General features: G+C 67.3%; 14 protein-coding genes. 9 read left to right on the forward strand and 5 right to left on the reverse strand.

All coding sequences use genetic code 11. The features are described from left to right. The first annotated feature begins 10 nt into the window (after positions 1–10). Complete coding sequence (locus tag O3I_RS20625) at positions 11–1,057, forward strand: hypothetical protein (RefSeq protein WP_141691941.1); 1,047 nt, start codon at positions 11–13, stop codon at positions 1,055–1,057. A 241-nt stretch (positions 1,058–1,298) separates the two neighbouring features. On the opposite strand, the gene O3I_RS20630 is transcribed toward O3I_RS20625, so the two are convergent. Further along, positions 1,299–2,123, reverse strand: coding sequence for an aminoglycoside adenylyltransferase domain-containing protein (locus O3I_RS20630; protein ID WP_014984909.1), 825 nt, complete (start codon positions 2,121–2,123; stop codon positions 1,299–1,301). 65 nt (positions 2,124–2,188) lie between these two features. Between O3I_RS20630 and O3I_RS20635 the strand changes: the two genes are divergently transcribed. Next, positions 2,189–2,683 carry a GNAT family N-acetyltransferase gene (locus tag O3I_RS20635; RefSeq protein ID WP_014984910.1) on the forward strand — a complete coding sequence of 165 codons (495 nt, stop codon included), beginning with the start codon at positions 2,189–2,191 and terminating at the stop codon, positions 2,681–2,683. Here the strand turns inward: O3I_RS20635 and O3I_RS20640 are convergent. Then, positions 2,650–3,864 carry a citrate synthase gene (locus tag O3I_RS20640; protein ID WP_014984911.1) on the reverse strand — a complete coding sequence of 405 codons (1,215 nt, stop codon included), beginning with the start codon at positions 3,862–3,864 and terminating at the stop codon, positions 2,650–2,652. The two genes, O3I_RS20635 and O3I_RS20640, sit on opposite strands and share 34 nt — an antisense overlap. An 88-nt stretch (positions 3,865–3,952) precedes the next feature. Here O3I_RS20640 and O3I_RS20645 point away from each other — a divergent pair, with 88 nt between their 5' ends. From O3I_RS20645 to O3I_RS42800, 3 genes are all read left to right on the forward strand, one after another. Further along, a complete protein-coding gene (locus tag O3I_RS20645; protein ID WP_014984912.1) occupies positions 3,953–5,131 on the forward strand; it encodes a citrate/2-methylcitrate synthase in 1,179 nt (392 codons plus the stop codon). A gap of 219 nt (positions 5,132–5,350) precedes the next feature. Further along, entirely contained in the window at positions 5,351–5,680 is a 330-nt protein-coding gene (locus O3I_RS20650) for a hypothetical protein (protein WP_141691940.1), read from the forward strand. Further along, the gene (locus tag O3I_RS42800; protein WP_014984914.1) at positions 5,662–7,161 is read left to right on the forward strand and encodes a hypothetical protein; all 1,500 of its coding nucleotides are present in this window, start codon (positions 5,662–5,664) and stop codon (positions 7,159–7,161) included. The genes O3I_RS20650 and O3I_RS42800 overlap by 19 nt, the downstream gene beginning before the upstream one ends. 818 nt (positions 7,162–7,979) lie before the next feature. Here O3I_RS42800 and O3I_RS20660 read toward each other — a convergent pair. Then, entirely contained in the window at positions 7,980–8,420 is a 441-nt protein-coding gene (locus O3I_RS20660; RefSeq protein WP_014984915.1) for a MarR family winged helix-turn-helix transcriptional regulator, read from the reverse strand. Positions 8,421–8,514: 94 nt separating this feature from the next. Here O3I_RS20660 and O3I_RS20665 point away from each other — a divergent pair, with 94 nt between their 5' ends. Together O3I_RS20665 and O3I_RS20670 are read left to right on the forward strand one after the other, a co-directional pair. Then, entirely contained in the window at positions 8,515–9,774 is a 1,260-nt protein-coding gene (locus tag O3I_RS20665; RefSeq protein ID WP_014984916.1) for an alpha/beta hydrolase, read from the forward strand. A 54-nt stretch (positions 9,775–9,828) separates the two neighbouring features. Then, positions 9,829–10,389, forward strand: coding sequence for a hypothetical protein (locus tag O3I_RS20670; RefSeq protein WP_014984917.1), 561 nt, complete (start codon positions 9,829–9,831; stop codon positions 10,387–10,389). 131 nt (positions 10,390–10,520) lie between these two features. Here O3I_RS20670 and O3I_RS20675 read toward each other — a convergent pair whose 3' ends face one another. After that, positions 10,521–10,883 (reverse strand): DUF1062 domain-containing protein, encoded by a 363-nt coding sequence (locus O3I_RS20675; protein WP_014984918.1) that lies wholly within the window; start codon positions 10,881–10,883, stop codon positions 10,521–10,523. Between the two features lie 183 nt (positions 10,884–11,066). Between O3I_RS20675 and O3I_RS20680 the strand changes: the two genes are divergently transcribed. Continuing rightward, positions 11,067–11,525 carry a DinB family protein gene (locus O3I_RS20680; protein WP_202804988.1) on the forward strand — a complete coding sequence of 153 codons (459 nt, stop codon included), beginning with the start codon at positions 11,067–11,069 and terminating at the stop codon, positions 11,523–11,525. Positions 11,526–11,583: 58 nt separating this feature from the next. Further along, complete coding sequence (locus O3I_RS20685; protein ID WP_041564090.1) at positions 11,584–12,504, forward strand: LysR family transcriptional regulator; 921 nt, start codon at positions 11,584–11,586, stop codon at positions 12,502–12,504. Here the strand turns inward: O3I_RS20685 and O3I_RS20690 are convergent. After that, positions 12,491–13,228 (reverse strand): SDR family oxidoreductase, encoded by a 738-nt coding sequence (locus O3I_RS20690; RefSeq protein ID WP_014984921.1) that lies wholly within the window; start codon positions 13,226–13,228, stop codon positions 12,491–12,493. The two genes, O3I_RS20685 and O3I_RS20690, sit on opposite strands and share 14 nt — an antisense overlap. Positions 13,229–13,286: the final 58 nt, after the last annotated feature.

The following is a 13,286-nucleotide window of genomic DNA, read 5'->3' on the forward strand; positions in this document are numbered from 1 at the left end:
AGGAGCAGAGGTGGGTATGGACAACGCGGGTGTGGTCGCAGCGGTGTTGGGCTATTCGAGTGCGGCGGTGCTGGGTGAGCAGGAAGCGGCGGCTCGGGCGTATCGGTTGGCGTATGTGCTCGACATCCCGATTCGCGGTGCTGAGGGGCTGATGATCCTCGACCGCGTGCTGGAATTGTTTCTCGCCGAGACACAGGTGCCCGACAGCGGTGATGCGCGGGCACTGCAGGACCAGACCCATGAGATCGCCGCACGCTGCGTGCCGCTCGAGGACGAACTGTGCCGGGCGATCGCCGAAACCTTCGGCCGCGGCGACGATCCCGACCCGGCGCAGGCGGTATATCAGGTCAGCTCCCGCGCGGCCCGATTCCTCGCCAAATCGGTGATGATCGCGCGCGGTGACACCGACCGGCTGTTCGAAGAACCCGCCGACGCGCCGGATTCCCTCATCGGCGTCGGCGATATGCAGCGGCTGGTCGAGCGGGAGGTCGCGAAGGGTGTTCCGGTCGAGGCGGTGCTGTCCACCATCAACGACATGCACCACTACGAATTCACCTTTCCCGGCGACACCTATGTCGAGGATGTCGCGCAGGCATGCGCGGAACTGACCGGGCAAGGTCATGTGCTGATCGCTGTCGGGGTGGCGGACCTGCACGAAGACCCGTCCGGTGCGGGACTGAACGTGTGCTGGTCGGTCCCCGAGGGCGGGCGTGGACTGGAGGTTCGCTTCCGCGTGCGCGACGACGGCGGACGGGCCGCCCGCCAGTTGTCCGAGGGCTGGGTTCCGGCGCCCGTACCGGCTCCCGGCACCGAACTCCATGTCGACTCCCACCTGTTCGTGCTGCGCGGGCAGGCCAACCTGCGCGGCGGCCGCACCACGGTCCGCGCCGCGCAAACCCACCCGGCGTTCGGTAACGCGGTGCTGCTCGAGGTGGCCGACCACCCCGGCTACCTACACAACTGGCATGCCCTGGAGCACGAACAAGCCCGGCTGGCAACACAATTCGGTATACAGACCGCCCGTCCGGACCCGGAGGAGGCGCCGATCGCCCCCTGAGATCCGCTCGTTCCTGGAGACCCGCTCGTTCCTGGCGCGAAGGCCGCCCGCGCAATGCACCAGCCGCACTGCCGACCTCGGTGACGACCTGCACCGAACCCCCGCGCAGGGTGCGTCATGGCCCACCTCCACACGCAGTCCCGCCCAACAAGCCCCGACGGCCTGAGCGCTGCTGGTCAATTGATCACCAGGTAATGGTCGCGGAAGCCTCTCGGGCGATGCCGCCAGGATTACCTGGTGATCATCCGCCCACGCCCCACCGCTCCCCATACACGGCGTGCGCGTCGGCGATCATCGCGTGCCCGAAGTCGAGGATCTCGCGGCGGCGGGCGAACGGACTCCGGTAGAGCGATCGACGAGAGTCGTTGCGGCGCAAGCGCAGGGCTTCATCGATCACGCGGTGCCAGCGGTCGGGGAAGTACTGGCGGGCGTGCCGGCCCGCGCCGTCCTTGGAGGTGATGGCGCCGGTGACGATCGTGTAGTGCAGGCGTGCGATGCCGGTGACGGTCCAGATGGTGCCGTAGTCGGTCAACAGGCCGAGGCCGTGCTTGCTCGCCAAACGGGCACCCGCGGCCAGTCCGGGGGCCCAGTATTCATCGAGGTTGGTGTTCTGCCAGGCGGCCAGAGCCGCGGCGTCGGTCCAGATGTCGAGTTCGGTGCTGTCCGGCCCGCGCAGGGTGACGCCGTGCCCGGCGAGGGTGTGCCAGGTGACCGGAGTCTGGTGTGTGCCGCATGGCTGGAACTTTCCTTCGAGGATGCTCGGTCGCCCGGTCGCGGCGTCCGGACCTGCGGCGAGATCGGCCCAGGTGAGATAGCTGCCGTCGAAGAACGGACGACGTTGCTGCCGCCGGAGCCGGGCGTGGACCCGTTCCAGCGCGGCTATCGCGGCGGGATCGGGCGGCGCGGCGGTGACGGCGATGAAATCGATATCGCTCGCGCCGGGACGGTAATCGTCCAGTGCGACAGAGCCTTCCAAGTACAGGCCTTCGATCAGTCCCGGCGCTTCGGCGTCCGCCAAGGCCAGATACGAGTCGATGGTTTGTGCGACGAGCGGGGGCAGCGGCATGGTTCGAGTCTGCCGGAAACGGAAAACGCATCGAACACGCCGCAAGTTTGCGAGACGATCATCGAATGAGTGATGGATGGTCCGATCACCTGGTGGTGCGTCCCTTGACCGTCGACGATGCCCGCCAGGTGGTCGGGTGGCAGTACGGCGGACCGTGGCAGATCTACAACTTGACCGCCGACGACGAGCTACCCAGCGCCGCCGACGGGTACATGGCGGTGGCCGACGCGGGCAGCGGACGCCTCGTCGGCTTTTTCTGCACCGGTCCCGAAGCGCGGGTACCCGGCATCGCCGCGGATCCAGGCATCCTCGATCTCGGGGTCGGCATGGACCCGCACTGGGTCGGCAAGGGGCACGGCAAACAGTTCGGCAGCGCGGTGCTGACCGAACTCCGCCGCGACCACCCGTCGACGCCCGTCCGCGCGGTCATCCAGGCGTGGAACGCCCGCAGTCGGCAGCTGGTCCGCCAGCTGGGGTTCGCCGAGTGTGCCGAACACTCCTGCATCCAGGACGGGCGCCCCGTCGCCTACGTGGTGGCGATGTTGCCGGTCTCGTCGTAGTTCCGGGCCGGGGGAGTTCGGGTGGGGCGGAAGCGCATCGGGGGCTCGGTGTACTCCTCCAGCGTGTGCGCGATCCAGCCGATGGTGCGGGCGAGGGCGAAGAGGGCCTCGCCCGCGTCGGGACGCATCCGGTATGCGTGCATGAGTACGGCCAGCGCCAGGTCGATGTTCGCGACGGTGGTGTGCGGTGCGCCGAGTTGCTCGGTGATGGTGTCGACGGCGGCCAGGGCCGGGGCCGCCGCCGGTATCGCACGCAGCCGGTCCAAGAGGATTTCGGCGCGCGGATCGGCGGCCCGGTAGACGAGGTGCCCGAAACCGGGCAGCCCGGCACCCAGGCGGAGGCGTTCGGACGCCGCGCCCAGCGGATCGGCGATCGCCTCGGCCAGGAACCGGTAGGCGAGAGTGCTTGCGGTGCCATGGTATTGGCTGTCGAGGGCACCGAGGCCCGCCGAGACCACGGCGTAGGGATGCACGCGCGCGCTCGCCGCGACCCGAGCCGCCACCGTGGAGACCGCCAGCCCGTGATCGGCCAGCAATGTCAGTGTCGTGTCGAGTAACTCGGGCGGCACGGCGGCGTCGGTCAGGCTCGGCGTGATCCGTTCGACGAGCGTTGCCGAATCATCTTGGGCCGCACCGAGTCCTGCTGTCTCGACGGCGAGAAGTATACGCGCGGTGCGCAGTACGCCGGGCGTGGACAGATCGAAGCGCAGCGGGTCGCTCGCGCCGGCCACCGTCACCGCGACCCGCAGGCGATCGGTCAGCCGCACCGTGGGATCGAGCGCGTCCACCGCGGCGCGGGTGGTCGCGAGAAGCGTTGCAGGCGCGCGGAATTCCTGGGCCACCGCCTCGCCCGTCCAGAGCAGCCCGGCGACGGATTCGACCGGATGCGTGGCCGCCAGCTCGGCGACATCGCGGCCTCGATAGTAGAGCCGGTCCTCGTCGATGGCCGAGATCGCGGTGGTGACGTCTTCGATGGTGCTGCGGTGACCGGTGCCGCGGCGGCGGCCGCGGGCGAGGCGGGACACCTCGTCCTCGCGGAACAGGCTGCCGCGCCGGTCCGCCGCCGGGACCTTGGTCAGCAACCCGCGGCTCACGTAGGCGTAGACCGTCGCGGGCTTGATCTCCAGACGGTCCGCCACTTCGGCGGTGCTCAGGTAACGTGCGTCACTTTTCTCGGCCACGACCTGCCCCTCCGCCCTCATGTTGACTGGATCAATATTGACTCTAGTTGACCGTGCTCGCACAGTTCAGTCAAGAGGAGGTCTGAAGATGACGAGCAACGCTGCTGAACTGACCGACATCGCTGAGTTGATCGAGGTACCTGCCGGTTTGCGGCATGTTGTCGCGGCCGATACCCGGCTCGGTGATGTGCGCGGGCGTGAGGGGTTCTATCACTACCGCCAGTACTCCGCGATCGACTTGGCGACCACGTGCACCTTCGAAGAGGTGTGGTTTCTGTTGTTCGAGGGCCGGCTGCCCGATGCGGCGGAGCTGGCCGCGTTCACCGCCGAGACGGCGCGGCTGCGCACGTTGCCCGCGGACCTGTCGCCGATGTTGGCGTCGATCGCCGCGGCCGGGGATCGGTTCCGGCCGATGGCCGGATTGCGCACGGCGTTGTCCTTGCTGGCCGGTCTCCGCGATCTGCCGCCGATGTGGGACAGCGCCCCCGCCCAGCGCACAGGCGATGCATTGCTGATCTGCGCGGTGACGCCGACCATTCTGGCGGCACTGCATCGGTTGCGTCGCGGACTCGCGCCGCTCACCCCGCGCGCGGACCTGTCCACCGCCGCGAACTGGCTGTATCTGCTGACCGGCGAGGTGCCGGACGCGCGCGCGGCGCGGGCGATCGAACAGTATTTGATCGCCACCATCGACCACGGCTTCAATGCCTCCACCTTCGCGGGACGCGTTGTCGCCGCGACCGGGGCAGACCTCGCCTCAGCCGTTCTCGCCGCCATCGGGGCGTTCTGCGGGCCGCTGCACGGCGGGGCGCCCGATCGAGCCCTCGACGGGTTGGACGAGATCGGTAGTGTCGAGGGCATCGACAGCTGGGTGCGCGGCAAGATCGCCGCGGGTGACCGCATCATGGGCTTCGGGCACGCCGTCTACCGCACCGAAGATCCGCGCTCGGTGCTTCTTCGGTCGATCGCCACCGAAATGGGCGGGGAACTCGTCGAATTCGCGACAACCGTGGAGCGGCGGGTGACCGAACTGCTCGCCGAACTCAAACCCGGACGCCACCTGTACGCCAACGTCGAGTTCTATGCCGGAGTCGTGATGGAACTGTGCGGTATTCCGCGCACCATGTTCACGCCCACTTTCGCGACGAGCCGAGTGGTCGGCTGGACGGCGAACATGCTCGAGCAAGCCGAAACCGGGAAGATCATCCGTCCGTCCGCACGGTACGTGGGACCGGCTGCGCCGCAACCCATCCCGTCGAGAGCGTGATCTGCTCCGGCGCAACGGTGCGGATCGTGGAACAAGACCACAGAATTCGGGGGTCCGAGCATCGAATTTGACATATCCGCACAACATTTCGGCAAGATGTCCTCCAGGTGGCTAACATTGCGGCCAAGTTGCATGCCGTCGTGAATACCGTTCGGCTTGTTCTTTATTCAGCTGGGGGCAGCTGAGCGTCACGTCCCCGATGGCGAAACGGGGATGTCGATGACCTTGCAGGTCGATCTGGAAAAGCTGGGCGTCAAGTCCAATCAGATGTACGGATTGGGGGACGAGGCCGCACGGCTGGAAGTAGCAGACGGAATGCTTCCGCTGCTTTCCTGGGGCGAGAAACTGCGCGCCGTCGACGAAGCGAAGGGTCTGGCCGGCGACGTCGAAGACCGTTTGATCACCGCGGTGACGGGGCGCCTGCGGGAGATCGGCGGCCTCATGCATCAGGCCACGATCAAATTCCGGGAAGCCGAGGCGGACAACGCGGCGGAGATCTTGGCGGCGACCTATACCAAGGACTCCGGCGAATGGGGGGCGCCGAGGTGACCGGAACACCGTCCAGGCGCCAGCTCGACGACTACGACCCGCAGCCCCTGCTCACCATCGCGGGCGGGCTGCGGGATTGCGGCACGAAAATAGAGGGCCTGTTCGAACGTTACGTCACCGTCGTCACCGATACCGAGTGGCGGGGCAAAGCCGCCGAGGCGGCGCACGATCGTGCGGTGAGCGACCGTAAGAAGGCCTTCGCGCTGGTGGATGCCTTGGAAGGCGCGGCGGGGCGACTCGAGCAGGGCTACTGGGACATTCATGCGCCGTTGAACACCGCGCGCAGTCTCATCGCTTCCGCCGAGCGCGACGGTTTCGTGGTGCCGGGCGGGTTCATGGGTATGTTCGTCGCCAAACCCGTGTCCGTGACCCATCCGCCGGGTACCGTTCCGACGCTCGAACGTGAGGGCGCCCGCGGCGTGTGGGAGCGCCGGATCGTCGAAGCCGCCGATGCCGTCGCGGCCGCGGATACGCGGATCCAGCAAGAACTCTCGGGCATCCGCGCCGCGCTGAATGCCGAGTTCGCCGGTGTCGCCCCGATACAGAGCACGGCCGATCAGAAACGCGCCAACCAGATCGCCGCGTTTCGCGCCGTGTATCACCGTGATCCGGTGTCCGAGAACGACTGGCGGATGGCCGAAGCGCTCGACCCGCACACCTACGACCCCAAATATCAAGGCGTCGACGCCAATATCGTGGCGGTACGGTTCGACCCGGTCACCGGAGCGGGACTGTACCGGCAGAACATGTACATTCCGGTAGACCAGGTCAACAACATCGCGCTCAATATCAACGACTGGCTCGAGGGCCGGCTCGTCTATCCGATGCGCGGAGACAATCGCGGTCCGTCCGCCGACGCCTCGGTGGAAGCCTCGCGGGTTTCGCTCTACGTCGACATGGAAAACGGCATCCTGATCGCCCGGCAGAATCCGACGGTATCGGTCGACGGCAGGCAAGCCGGGGCCGGCGTTCCCGACGTCCGGGTGGCCCAGGGCTCCGACGGCTCACTGAAGGTGCACTATTCCGCGGTGGACCCCTTCGCCCCGGAAATCGCCAAACCCGTTGCGACAGTGAACGGTGACATGACGATCACCCGTCACGGCAACGATGTCGTCGCCGGGGGACAGGTCACCCAGTACCCGAGCACAGAGGCGTACCACTACCGCTCCGACGGGTCGACCACTCAACTGGTCGACCGGCGCGCGTCCACCGATGAATGGGCGGCGGCCACGGATCTGCCCGCGCCCACGGTCAAGGTCGGCACGGTGGAACCCACCCCGATGTCGTCGTATCCGGCCCAGCCGACCGACAGCAGCCCGAAACACCTGCCACCGTACTATCCGACGGTCGCCGGTCCGGTCGACAACCCACCGAAAGTCGTAGTGGTGGAACCCTATTCACCCCCACCCCCGCCGGAGGAGAAGGAGCCCGTCCCGGCGCCGCCGGGCCGCACCCCGGAACCGCCGCCACCACCCCGCTAGGTTCTGTCTGGAAGTCCTATCCGCGCCTGCCTAGTTCGGTGTACCTGCCGCGGGAGTTACCGGGATAGTGCTGAGCACGTCGTGTGCCGTACCCGGCTTCAGGTGCAGGTCAGGTGCGCGGGGTGGGGTTCCGGCGTGGTCATCTGGCTGTGGTGGCGTCTCGAGCGGCTCGGGGAAGACAGGGGCGGTTGGGTAGCGGGCCAGTTGGTGTGGACCAAGCGACAGATAGGTTGGGGGTCACAGAGTTTTCGTGCTGTTCACAGGGTTTATAGCTGCTGTGAACAGTATGGAAGGTCTGTGACCCCGCGACTCACCCAGCAAAACACGCCGAGCCACAACCCCACCCACCCGAAACCGCTGACACCTCGTCAAGGAACTCTCGAAAACAGCACCACAGCCAGACGACCACGCCGGAACCCCACCCCCGCGCACCTGGCCTGCGCCTAAAGCCGGGAACCCCACCCGACGCGCCCAGCACCATCCCTGTAACTCCCGCGGCAGGCACACCAAACTGGGAAAGTCACACTTCGGCAGCCAGCCAACAAGCCCGAACGTAACCAAACCAAGCGACAGTTCGCCCCGTGTCGACACGCGAAAGCCGCACACCTGCACCACTTCTCGGGATCAACACTCCTTCCAGACGCCCAGAACGGGTGAAGATACCGAGAAGTGGTGCAGATGCTGATGGCCCCGCCTCACCACTTCGAGACGGAACCTAGCGGAACCGAAGTCATACGGCCCATCCTGAATGCGCCACCGGATCCCGTGCGACGCGTAGGAGGCGGACACTTCGGGTCGATGACTATGTGTCACAAGGGTCACAGTCGGTCATAGATCGCGACCAATCTGTGCAGCACCTCGGTCGCGGAATGTAGTGCGGCGGTGTCGTGATCGGCCAGTTCCTCCTGCAGGGCCGTGTGCATGGCGGCCATGCGTTCGCCGCAGCGGGTGCGGCCGGCTTCGGTGAGGGTGACCAGGACCGAGCGTTTGTCTTCGGGTGAGCGCTTTTTGGTGACGTAACCCGCGGCGACCAGGCCGTCGACGAGCTGGGTTGTTGCGGCGCCGGTGGTTTCGGTACCGGCCGCCAGTTGGCCGATGGTGAGCGGGCCTTGATCGGCGAGTACGCGCAGCGCGCGAGCGTGGGTGAGAGAGAGGGCGTCCGGGCTGCGGGTGGCGCGGCCGCGTAGCCGGGAGTCCGCCGCGCTGAGGCGATAGGCGGCGCGAGCGAGTTGGTCGAGGGCCGTATCGCGCGTCGGCAAGGTCGTCTCCTTCGGCGAGGCGTATGGGGTTGACGACAGCTTAACCTAAGTACTTAAATGATAAGTACTTAGCTAATGGAGAGGATCGAAGGATATGACCGCACGTTCGATCGGACAGAGCTGGGCCCTCGACATCGCCCTGGCCCAGGGCGGCTTCGACGCTCTGCATCCGGCGGCCAAGGGCACCATGGAACAGCTCGGCCACGACCACACCGACTTCGACAAGGTCTTCGACCTGGTGCAGAGCGCGGCGATGCTGCCGAAAGCGTGGGCGACCGTCGCCGCGCAGGCCGAGGAGCGCGCCGCCCACCACGAGCGACACGGTTTCGCGCGCACCGCCGCCGACCTGTACAACCGGGCCGCGGTGATGTGGGGCCGGGCGCAGTACTCGATCTTCGAGGCCGCCGATCCGCGCAAACGCGCCTTCCGCACGCGTGCCGATCACTGCGTGGAGCGGCTAGGGGCCCTGCGCGGCGGGTTGGTCCGGCGGGTGGTCCTCGACTTCGAGGGCAAGCAGATCTACGCGCTGCTGCACCTGCCCGAAGGGGTGGTGCGCGCCGCGCCCGCGGTGATCCTCGGCCCCGGTATGGACATGATCAAAGAGGACTACATCCACGCGGCCGAGCGCTACTACACCGCACGCGGGATCGTCGCGCTGTCCATCGAAGGACCGGGGCAGGGGGAGTCCCGGGCCAACGGGCTGACCGTCGACCTCACCAATTACGAACGCGCCGTCGGCCGTTACCTCGACTACCTGACCGAGCTGCCCGAGGTGGATCCGCAGCGGATCGGAATGTTCGGGATCAGCATGAGCGGCTACTGGGGTTCGCGTGCGGCCGCGGTGGACCGGCGGCTGGCCGCGCTCGCCGCCTTCGAGGCGCCCACCGGCGATTTCCGCACCATCTTCGAGCGCGCCCAGCCGACCTTCAAGAACAACTTCATGTACATGGCCGGCTATCAGGACGAGGAGGCGTTCGACCGTGAACTGGCCTCCTGCATGCCGCTCGGCGGGTCGGTCGGCGACATCACCTGCCCGGTACTGTTCGGCCTCGGCGAATTCGATGAGCTGACCCCGCTGGAGCAGGCGCTGGCCAACTATGAACTAGTCAAGGCGCCCAAGGAGATTCGAGTCTACGAGGGCGAATTCCACCCCCTCGGCGGTGTCGCGGCCGAGGTGTTCCGCTTCGGCGCCGAATGGCTCGAACGCGCCCTCTCCGGCGAACTCGCCGAAGCCGGCCGCGACGTGCGCCACTACGTCCACCGCGACGGCCGCACCACCGACGGCACCGCCGACCCCCGATGGTGGTCCGGCGCAGTCCCTTCCGCCCTCGAAGACCTGCGCACCGGCCAGTAGTCGTCAGCGAAACATCGCTCGCCAGGAGCTGCTGTGCGGCAATAGCGTTGGGCGGTGACACCGCGAAAAGCCGCCTCCGGCCGGGAAATCGAGCTGCGCTCCGATATCGCCGCGCGGCAGAATACGGCGGTGCCGGATCTGTTGTGGAGCGAAGTCGAGAGTTTCTTCGACCCCGACTCGATGGGCGCATTGCCGGACTGCTCGGTCGCGGACACCACGGTCGAGGACTGGCAGGCGGTATTCGACCTGGTCCGTTCCCGCGGCTGGGTTTGGGAGTTCTCCGCGGGCGGGGTCCCGAGACGGCTGCCGACTGCTGCGGAAGTGCTGTCGCGGCCCGCCGACGCGGAATACGTTCTGCTTCGTGTCCAGCCGGACCTTGCGGTGCACGCCGTCTTCCGGCCCGCCTCGGCCACGGAGATCGACTTCGACGTCGATCTACGTGAGCTACACGGCCAAGCGGGAGTAGACGCGCTGTGTGGCTTTCTCCGCGCACTCGGCCGCCGACTCGGCAAGCCGGTGACTATGAACCCGGAGGGCGATTTCGACCACCCGGTGCTGGGTTTCGACCCCGCCGTCGACCGCGTGGTGCTGCTGGCGGACCCGCCCCGGGGCTGATCGCTCGCGGTCGCATACTTCGCTGGTGATCGACAAGGATGTTGTCCCGCAACGACATCGATCCTCCGTAACCGGAAATAAGTCGGCGGCATGGCCCTACCGCCGGGCAGGACCATGCCGCAGGGCAGGGCTCAGCGTTTCAGGGTGAAGGTGAAATCGTCGGAGACCGTGCCGCTCAATCGAATTGCCGAGACGAGCCGTCCGTCGCCGAGCAGCCGCTCGACCTCGGCTCGTGGCAGGCCGCACCCCTGCGCGATCAACCGAACCGGTCGGACGGGGATACGCGCGGCGAAGTGCACCGCGCGGTTCAGGTAGTCGGACCCGTCGGTGACGAGACGCCAGGGCTGGTCCCAGTCGAGGGAGAGGCGATTACGGTCGATCTGCCGGACCCGCGCATCGTCGAGACGGGCCGCCCGGCATCGAGTACTGTTATCGGCAGCAGGTCCTTGGATGGATCTGCGGTGCGGTAGGCCCGCACCACGCTCGGTCCGCATTCTTCGCGGCGAGAGCCTCTCTTTCCCGGTTGTCTCCCGACACCGGACGTTTCGCGAATCCCCGACTCGCGGCCATGTGCCGTGCCCATGCTACGTGTGCCTTGAGCACGCCCTGAGAAGGAGTGAAAACCCTTGACTATCAACCGAATAACCGATGGTGACGAGCGCGCGATCATCGAGGACATGCTCGACCGCAACCGTGAGGCGCTGATCGATACCGTGCGCGGTCTGTCGGAGGCGGACGCCCGGCGCAAGCTCGTCCCGTCGTTGACCACACCGATCTCGTTGATCAAGCACGCCGCCGGCGCGGAACGGATCTGGTTCCAACGGTTCTGGGCAGGACTCGGCGAGGCCGACTGCGACGGCTACTCGCGCCGCGACGAAGGCACCTTCGCCGTCGCCGACGACGAGTCGCTGGCCGACGTCATCGCCGAATTCGAGCGGGCCAGCCGGCGCTCCCGCGAGATCGCCGCCCGTTTCGATCTCGACGACACCAAGGACAATCCCCGTGAAGGCAAGGTCAGCATGCGCTGGACCCTGCTCGCGATGATCGAGGAATTCGCCAGGCACGCAGGTCACGGTGACATCCTGCGCGAACAGATCGACCAGGCGCGCGAACCGGCCCACGGCGAACGAGCCTAGGATCGACACGAGTGCCGCGATGTGGACCGCGGTCCACCGCAGGAAGGGACGCGCGTCGATGACGTTACGGCAATACGAGTACGCCCTGGCCGTCGCCGAGGTGGGCTCGGTGACGGCGGCCGCCGAACTGCTGCACGTGGCACAGCCTTCGATGTCCCAGCAGATCCGTGCCCTGGAACGCGAACTCGGCGTGACGCTGTTCGCCCGCACACCGACCGGGCTGGTGCCCACCGTCGTCGGTCGCGCGTTCCTGCGGGAGGCTGAGGTCGCGGTGAACGCGTCGCGCCGGGCGCGCGCGACCGCCCGGGCCGGGGCGGAGGAACTCGAGGGCGAACTGCTCGTGGCGGCGCAGCTGGGTCTGGGCACGCGGCAATTGCCGAGTGCCCTGGCCGCGCTGCGCCGCCGCTACCCACGGCTCGAGGTCACCGTCTTCGAAGAGCCGAATCCGGCCGAGCTGGAACGGATGGGCCGGCGTGGCGTGCTGGACCTCGTCTTGCTGACCGCGCCCTGCGACGAGAGCTCGGCCGACGCCCATCACCTCGGCGACGAGGAATTCGTCGTCGTGCTGGGCACCGGCCACCGTCTGCTCGCGGGTGATCGGGTCGAGTTACCCGAACTGGCGGACGAGCCGTGGGTGCGGTTCGATCGAGACAGCGCCCTGGATGCGGTGCTCCGAGATGTGCTGCGGGACAACGGACTCACTCCCAGCACGGCCGCCCGGGTTACCCAGGCGGCGACGGCGGTGCGCTGGGCTTCGCACGGACTCGGGGTGACGCTGGTCCCGGCCTCCGCGGTGCCGCAGGGCTACGAGCACCTGGCCCGGCCGGTGTTCCCGGTGGTGTCGCAGCCTATTCTCGCCGCTGTCCGGCACAACGCCGGCCCGGCCGAAACGGCCCTGCTCGAGCTGCTGCGGCGAGAAACGTGGCACAAGTCCGCATCGTTCGTGCCGGTGCGAACAGACGAACTCAGAGCTGGGTAGCGCCGCCGTCCACCACCAGCTCGGCACCCGTGGTGTAGGTGGCGTCGAAAGCGAGAAACACTGCGGCTCTGGCGATCTCTTCGGGAGTGCCGAAACGGCGCATCGGATTCTCCGCGATCCGCTCCGCCTTGAATTGCGCGGCGGCCTCGGCGGTCATCGCGCTGCCCAGAATTCCGGTATCGACCGGGCCGGGGCTGACCGCGTTCACCCGGATCCCGCGGGGGAGCAGCTCACCGGCCAGGCTGCGGGCCATGGAACGCACCGCCGCTTTGCCCGCCGAGTAGACGCCCGCCGAGGGCATGCCCATGACGTTCGCGTTCGAGGTGGTGAGCACGACGCCTGCCGTCGAGCTCAGCAGCGGTGACAACTTCTGCACGGTGAAGAAGACACCCTTGACGTTGATCGCGAACAATTCGTCGTAGAATTCCTCGGTCGTCGACTCGAAGGGCATGGCCTTTGCGATGCCCGCGTTGACGAAAAGCGCGTCGAGCGTGCCGAATTCGCTTCGCACACGATCCGCGAGCGCGTCCAGATCGGTCAGTGCGGCGACGTCGCCGCGCACGGCGATCGCATTCTCGCCGAGCCGTTGCTGTGCGGTGTCGAGCGTCGCCTGGGAACGTCCCGTGAGCACCACGCGCGCACCGCCGTCCACCAGCAGCTTCGCCATCGCGAAGCCCATGCCGGTGCTACCACCGGTGATCACCGCGGTCTTGCCGTGGTACATGTCGGTTCTCCTTCATATCGTCGTCGGACCGGCCGCCGAAACTTGCCCATTCGGCCAC

The organism is Nocardia brasiliensis ATCC 700358 (genome assembly GCF_000250675.2).
Lineage (GTDB): Bacteria > Actinomycetota > Actinomycetes > Mycobacteriales > Mycobacteriaceae > Nocardia > Nocardia brasiliensis_B.

Coding starts and splice junctions, on each gene's coding strand:
- O3I_RS20630 (WP_014984909.1), bottom strand. CDS start 2,123: ATGCCGCTGCCCCCGCTCGTCGCACAAACCATCGACTCGTATCTGGCC.
- O3I_RS20635 (WP_014984910.1), top strand. CDS start 2,189: ATGAGTGATGGATGGTCCGATCACCTGGTGGTGCGTCCCTTGACCGTC.
- O3I_RS20645 (WP_014984912.1), top strand. CDS start 3,953: ATGACGAGCAACGCTGCTGAACTGACCGACATCGCTGAGTTGATCGAG.
- O3I_RS20650 (WP_141691940.1), top strand. CDS start 5,351: ATGACCTTGCAGGTCGATCTGGAAAAGCTGGGCGTCAAGTCCAATCAG.
- O3I_RS42800 (WP_014984914.1), top strand. CDS start 5,662: ATGGGGGGCGCCGAGGTGACCGGAACACCGTCCAGGCGCCAGCTCGAC.
- O3I_RS20665 (WP_014984916.1), top strand. CDS start 8,515: ATGACCGCACGTTCGATCGGACAGAGCTGGGCCCTCGACATCGCCCTG.
- O3I_RS20675 (WP_014984918.1), bottom strand. CDS start 10,883: ATGCGGACCGAGCGTGGTGCGGGCCTACCGCACCGCAGATCCATCCAA.
- O3I_RS20680 (WP_202804988.1), top strand. CDS start 11,067: ATGCTCGACCGCAACCGTGAGGCGCTGATCGATACCGTGCGCGGTCTG.
- O3I_RS20685 (WP_041564090.1), top strand. CDS start 11,584: ATGACGTTACGGCAATACGAGTACGCCCTGGCCGTCGCCGAGGTGGGC.
- O3I_RS20690 (WP_014984921.1), bottom strand. CDS start 13,228: ATGTACCACGGCAAGACCGCGGTGATCACCGGTGGTAGCACCGGCATG.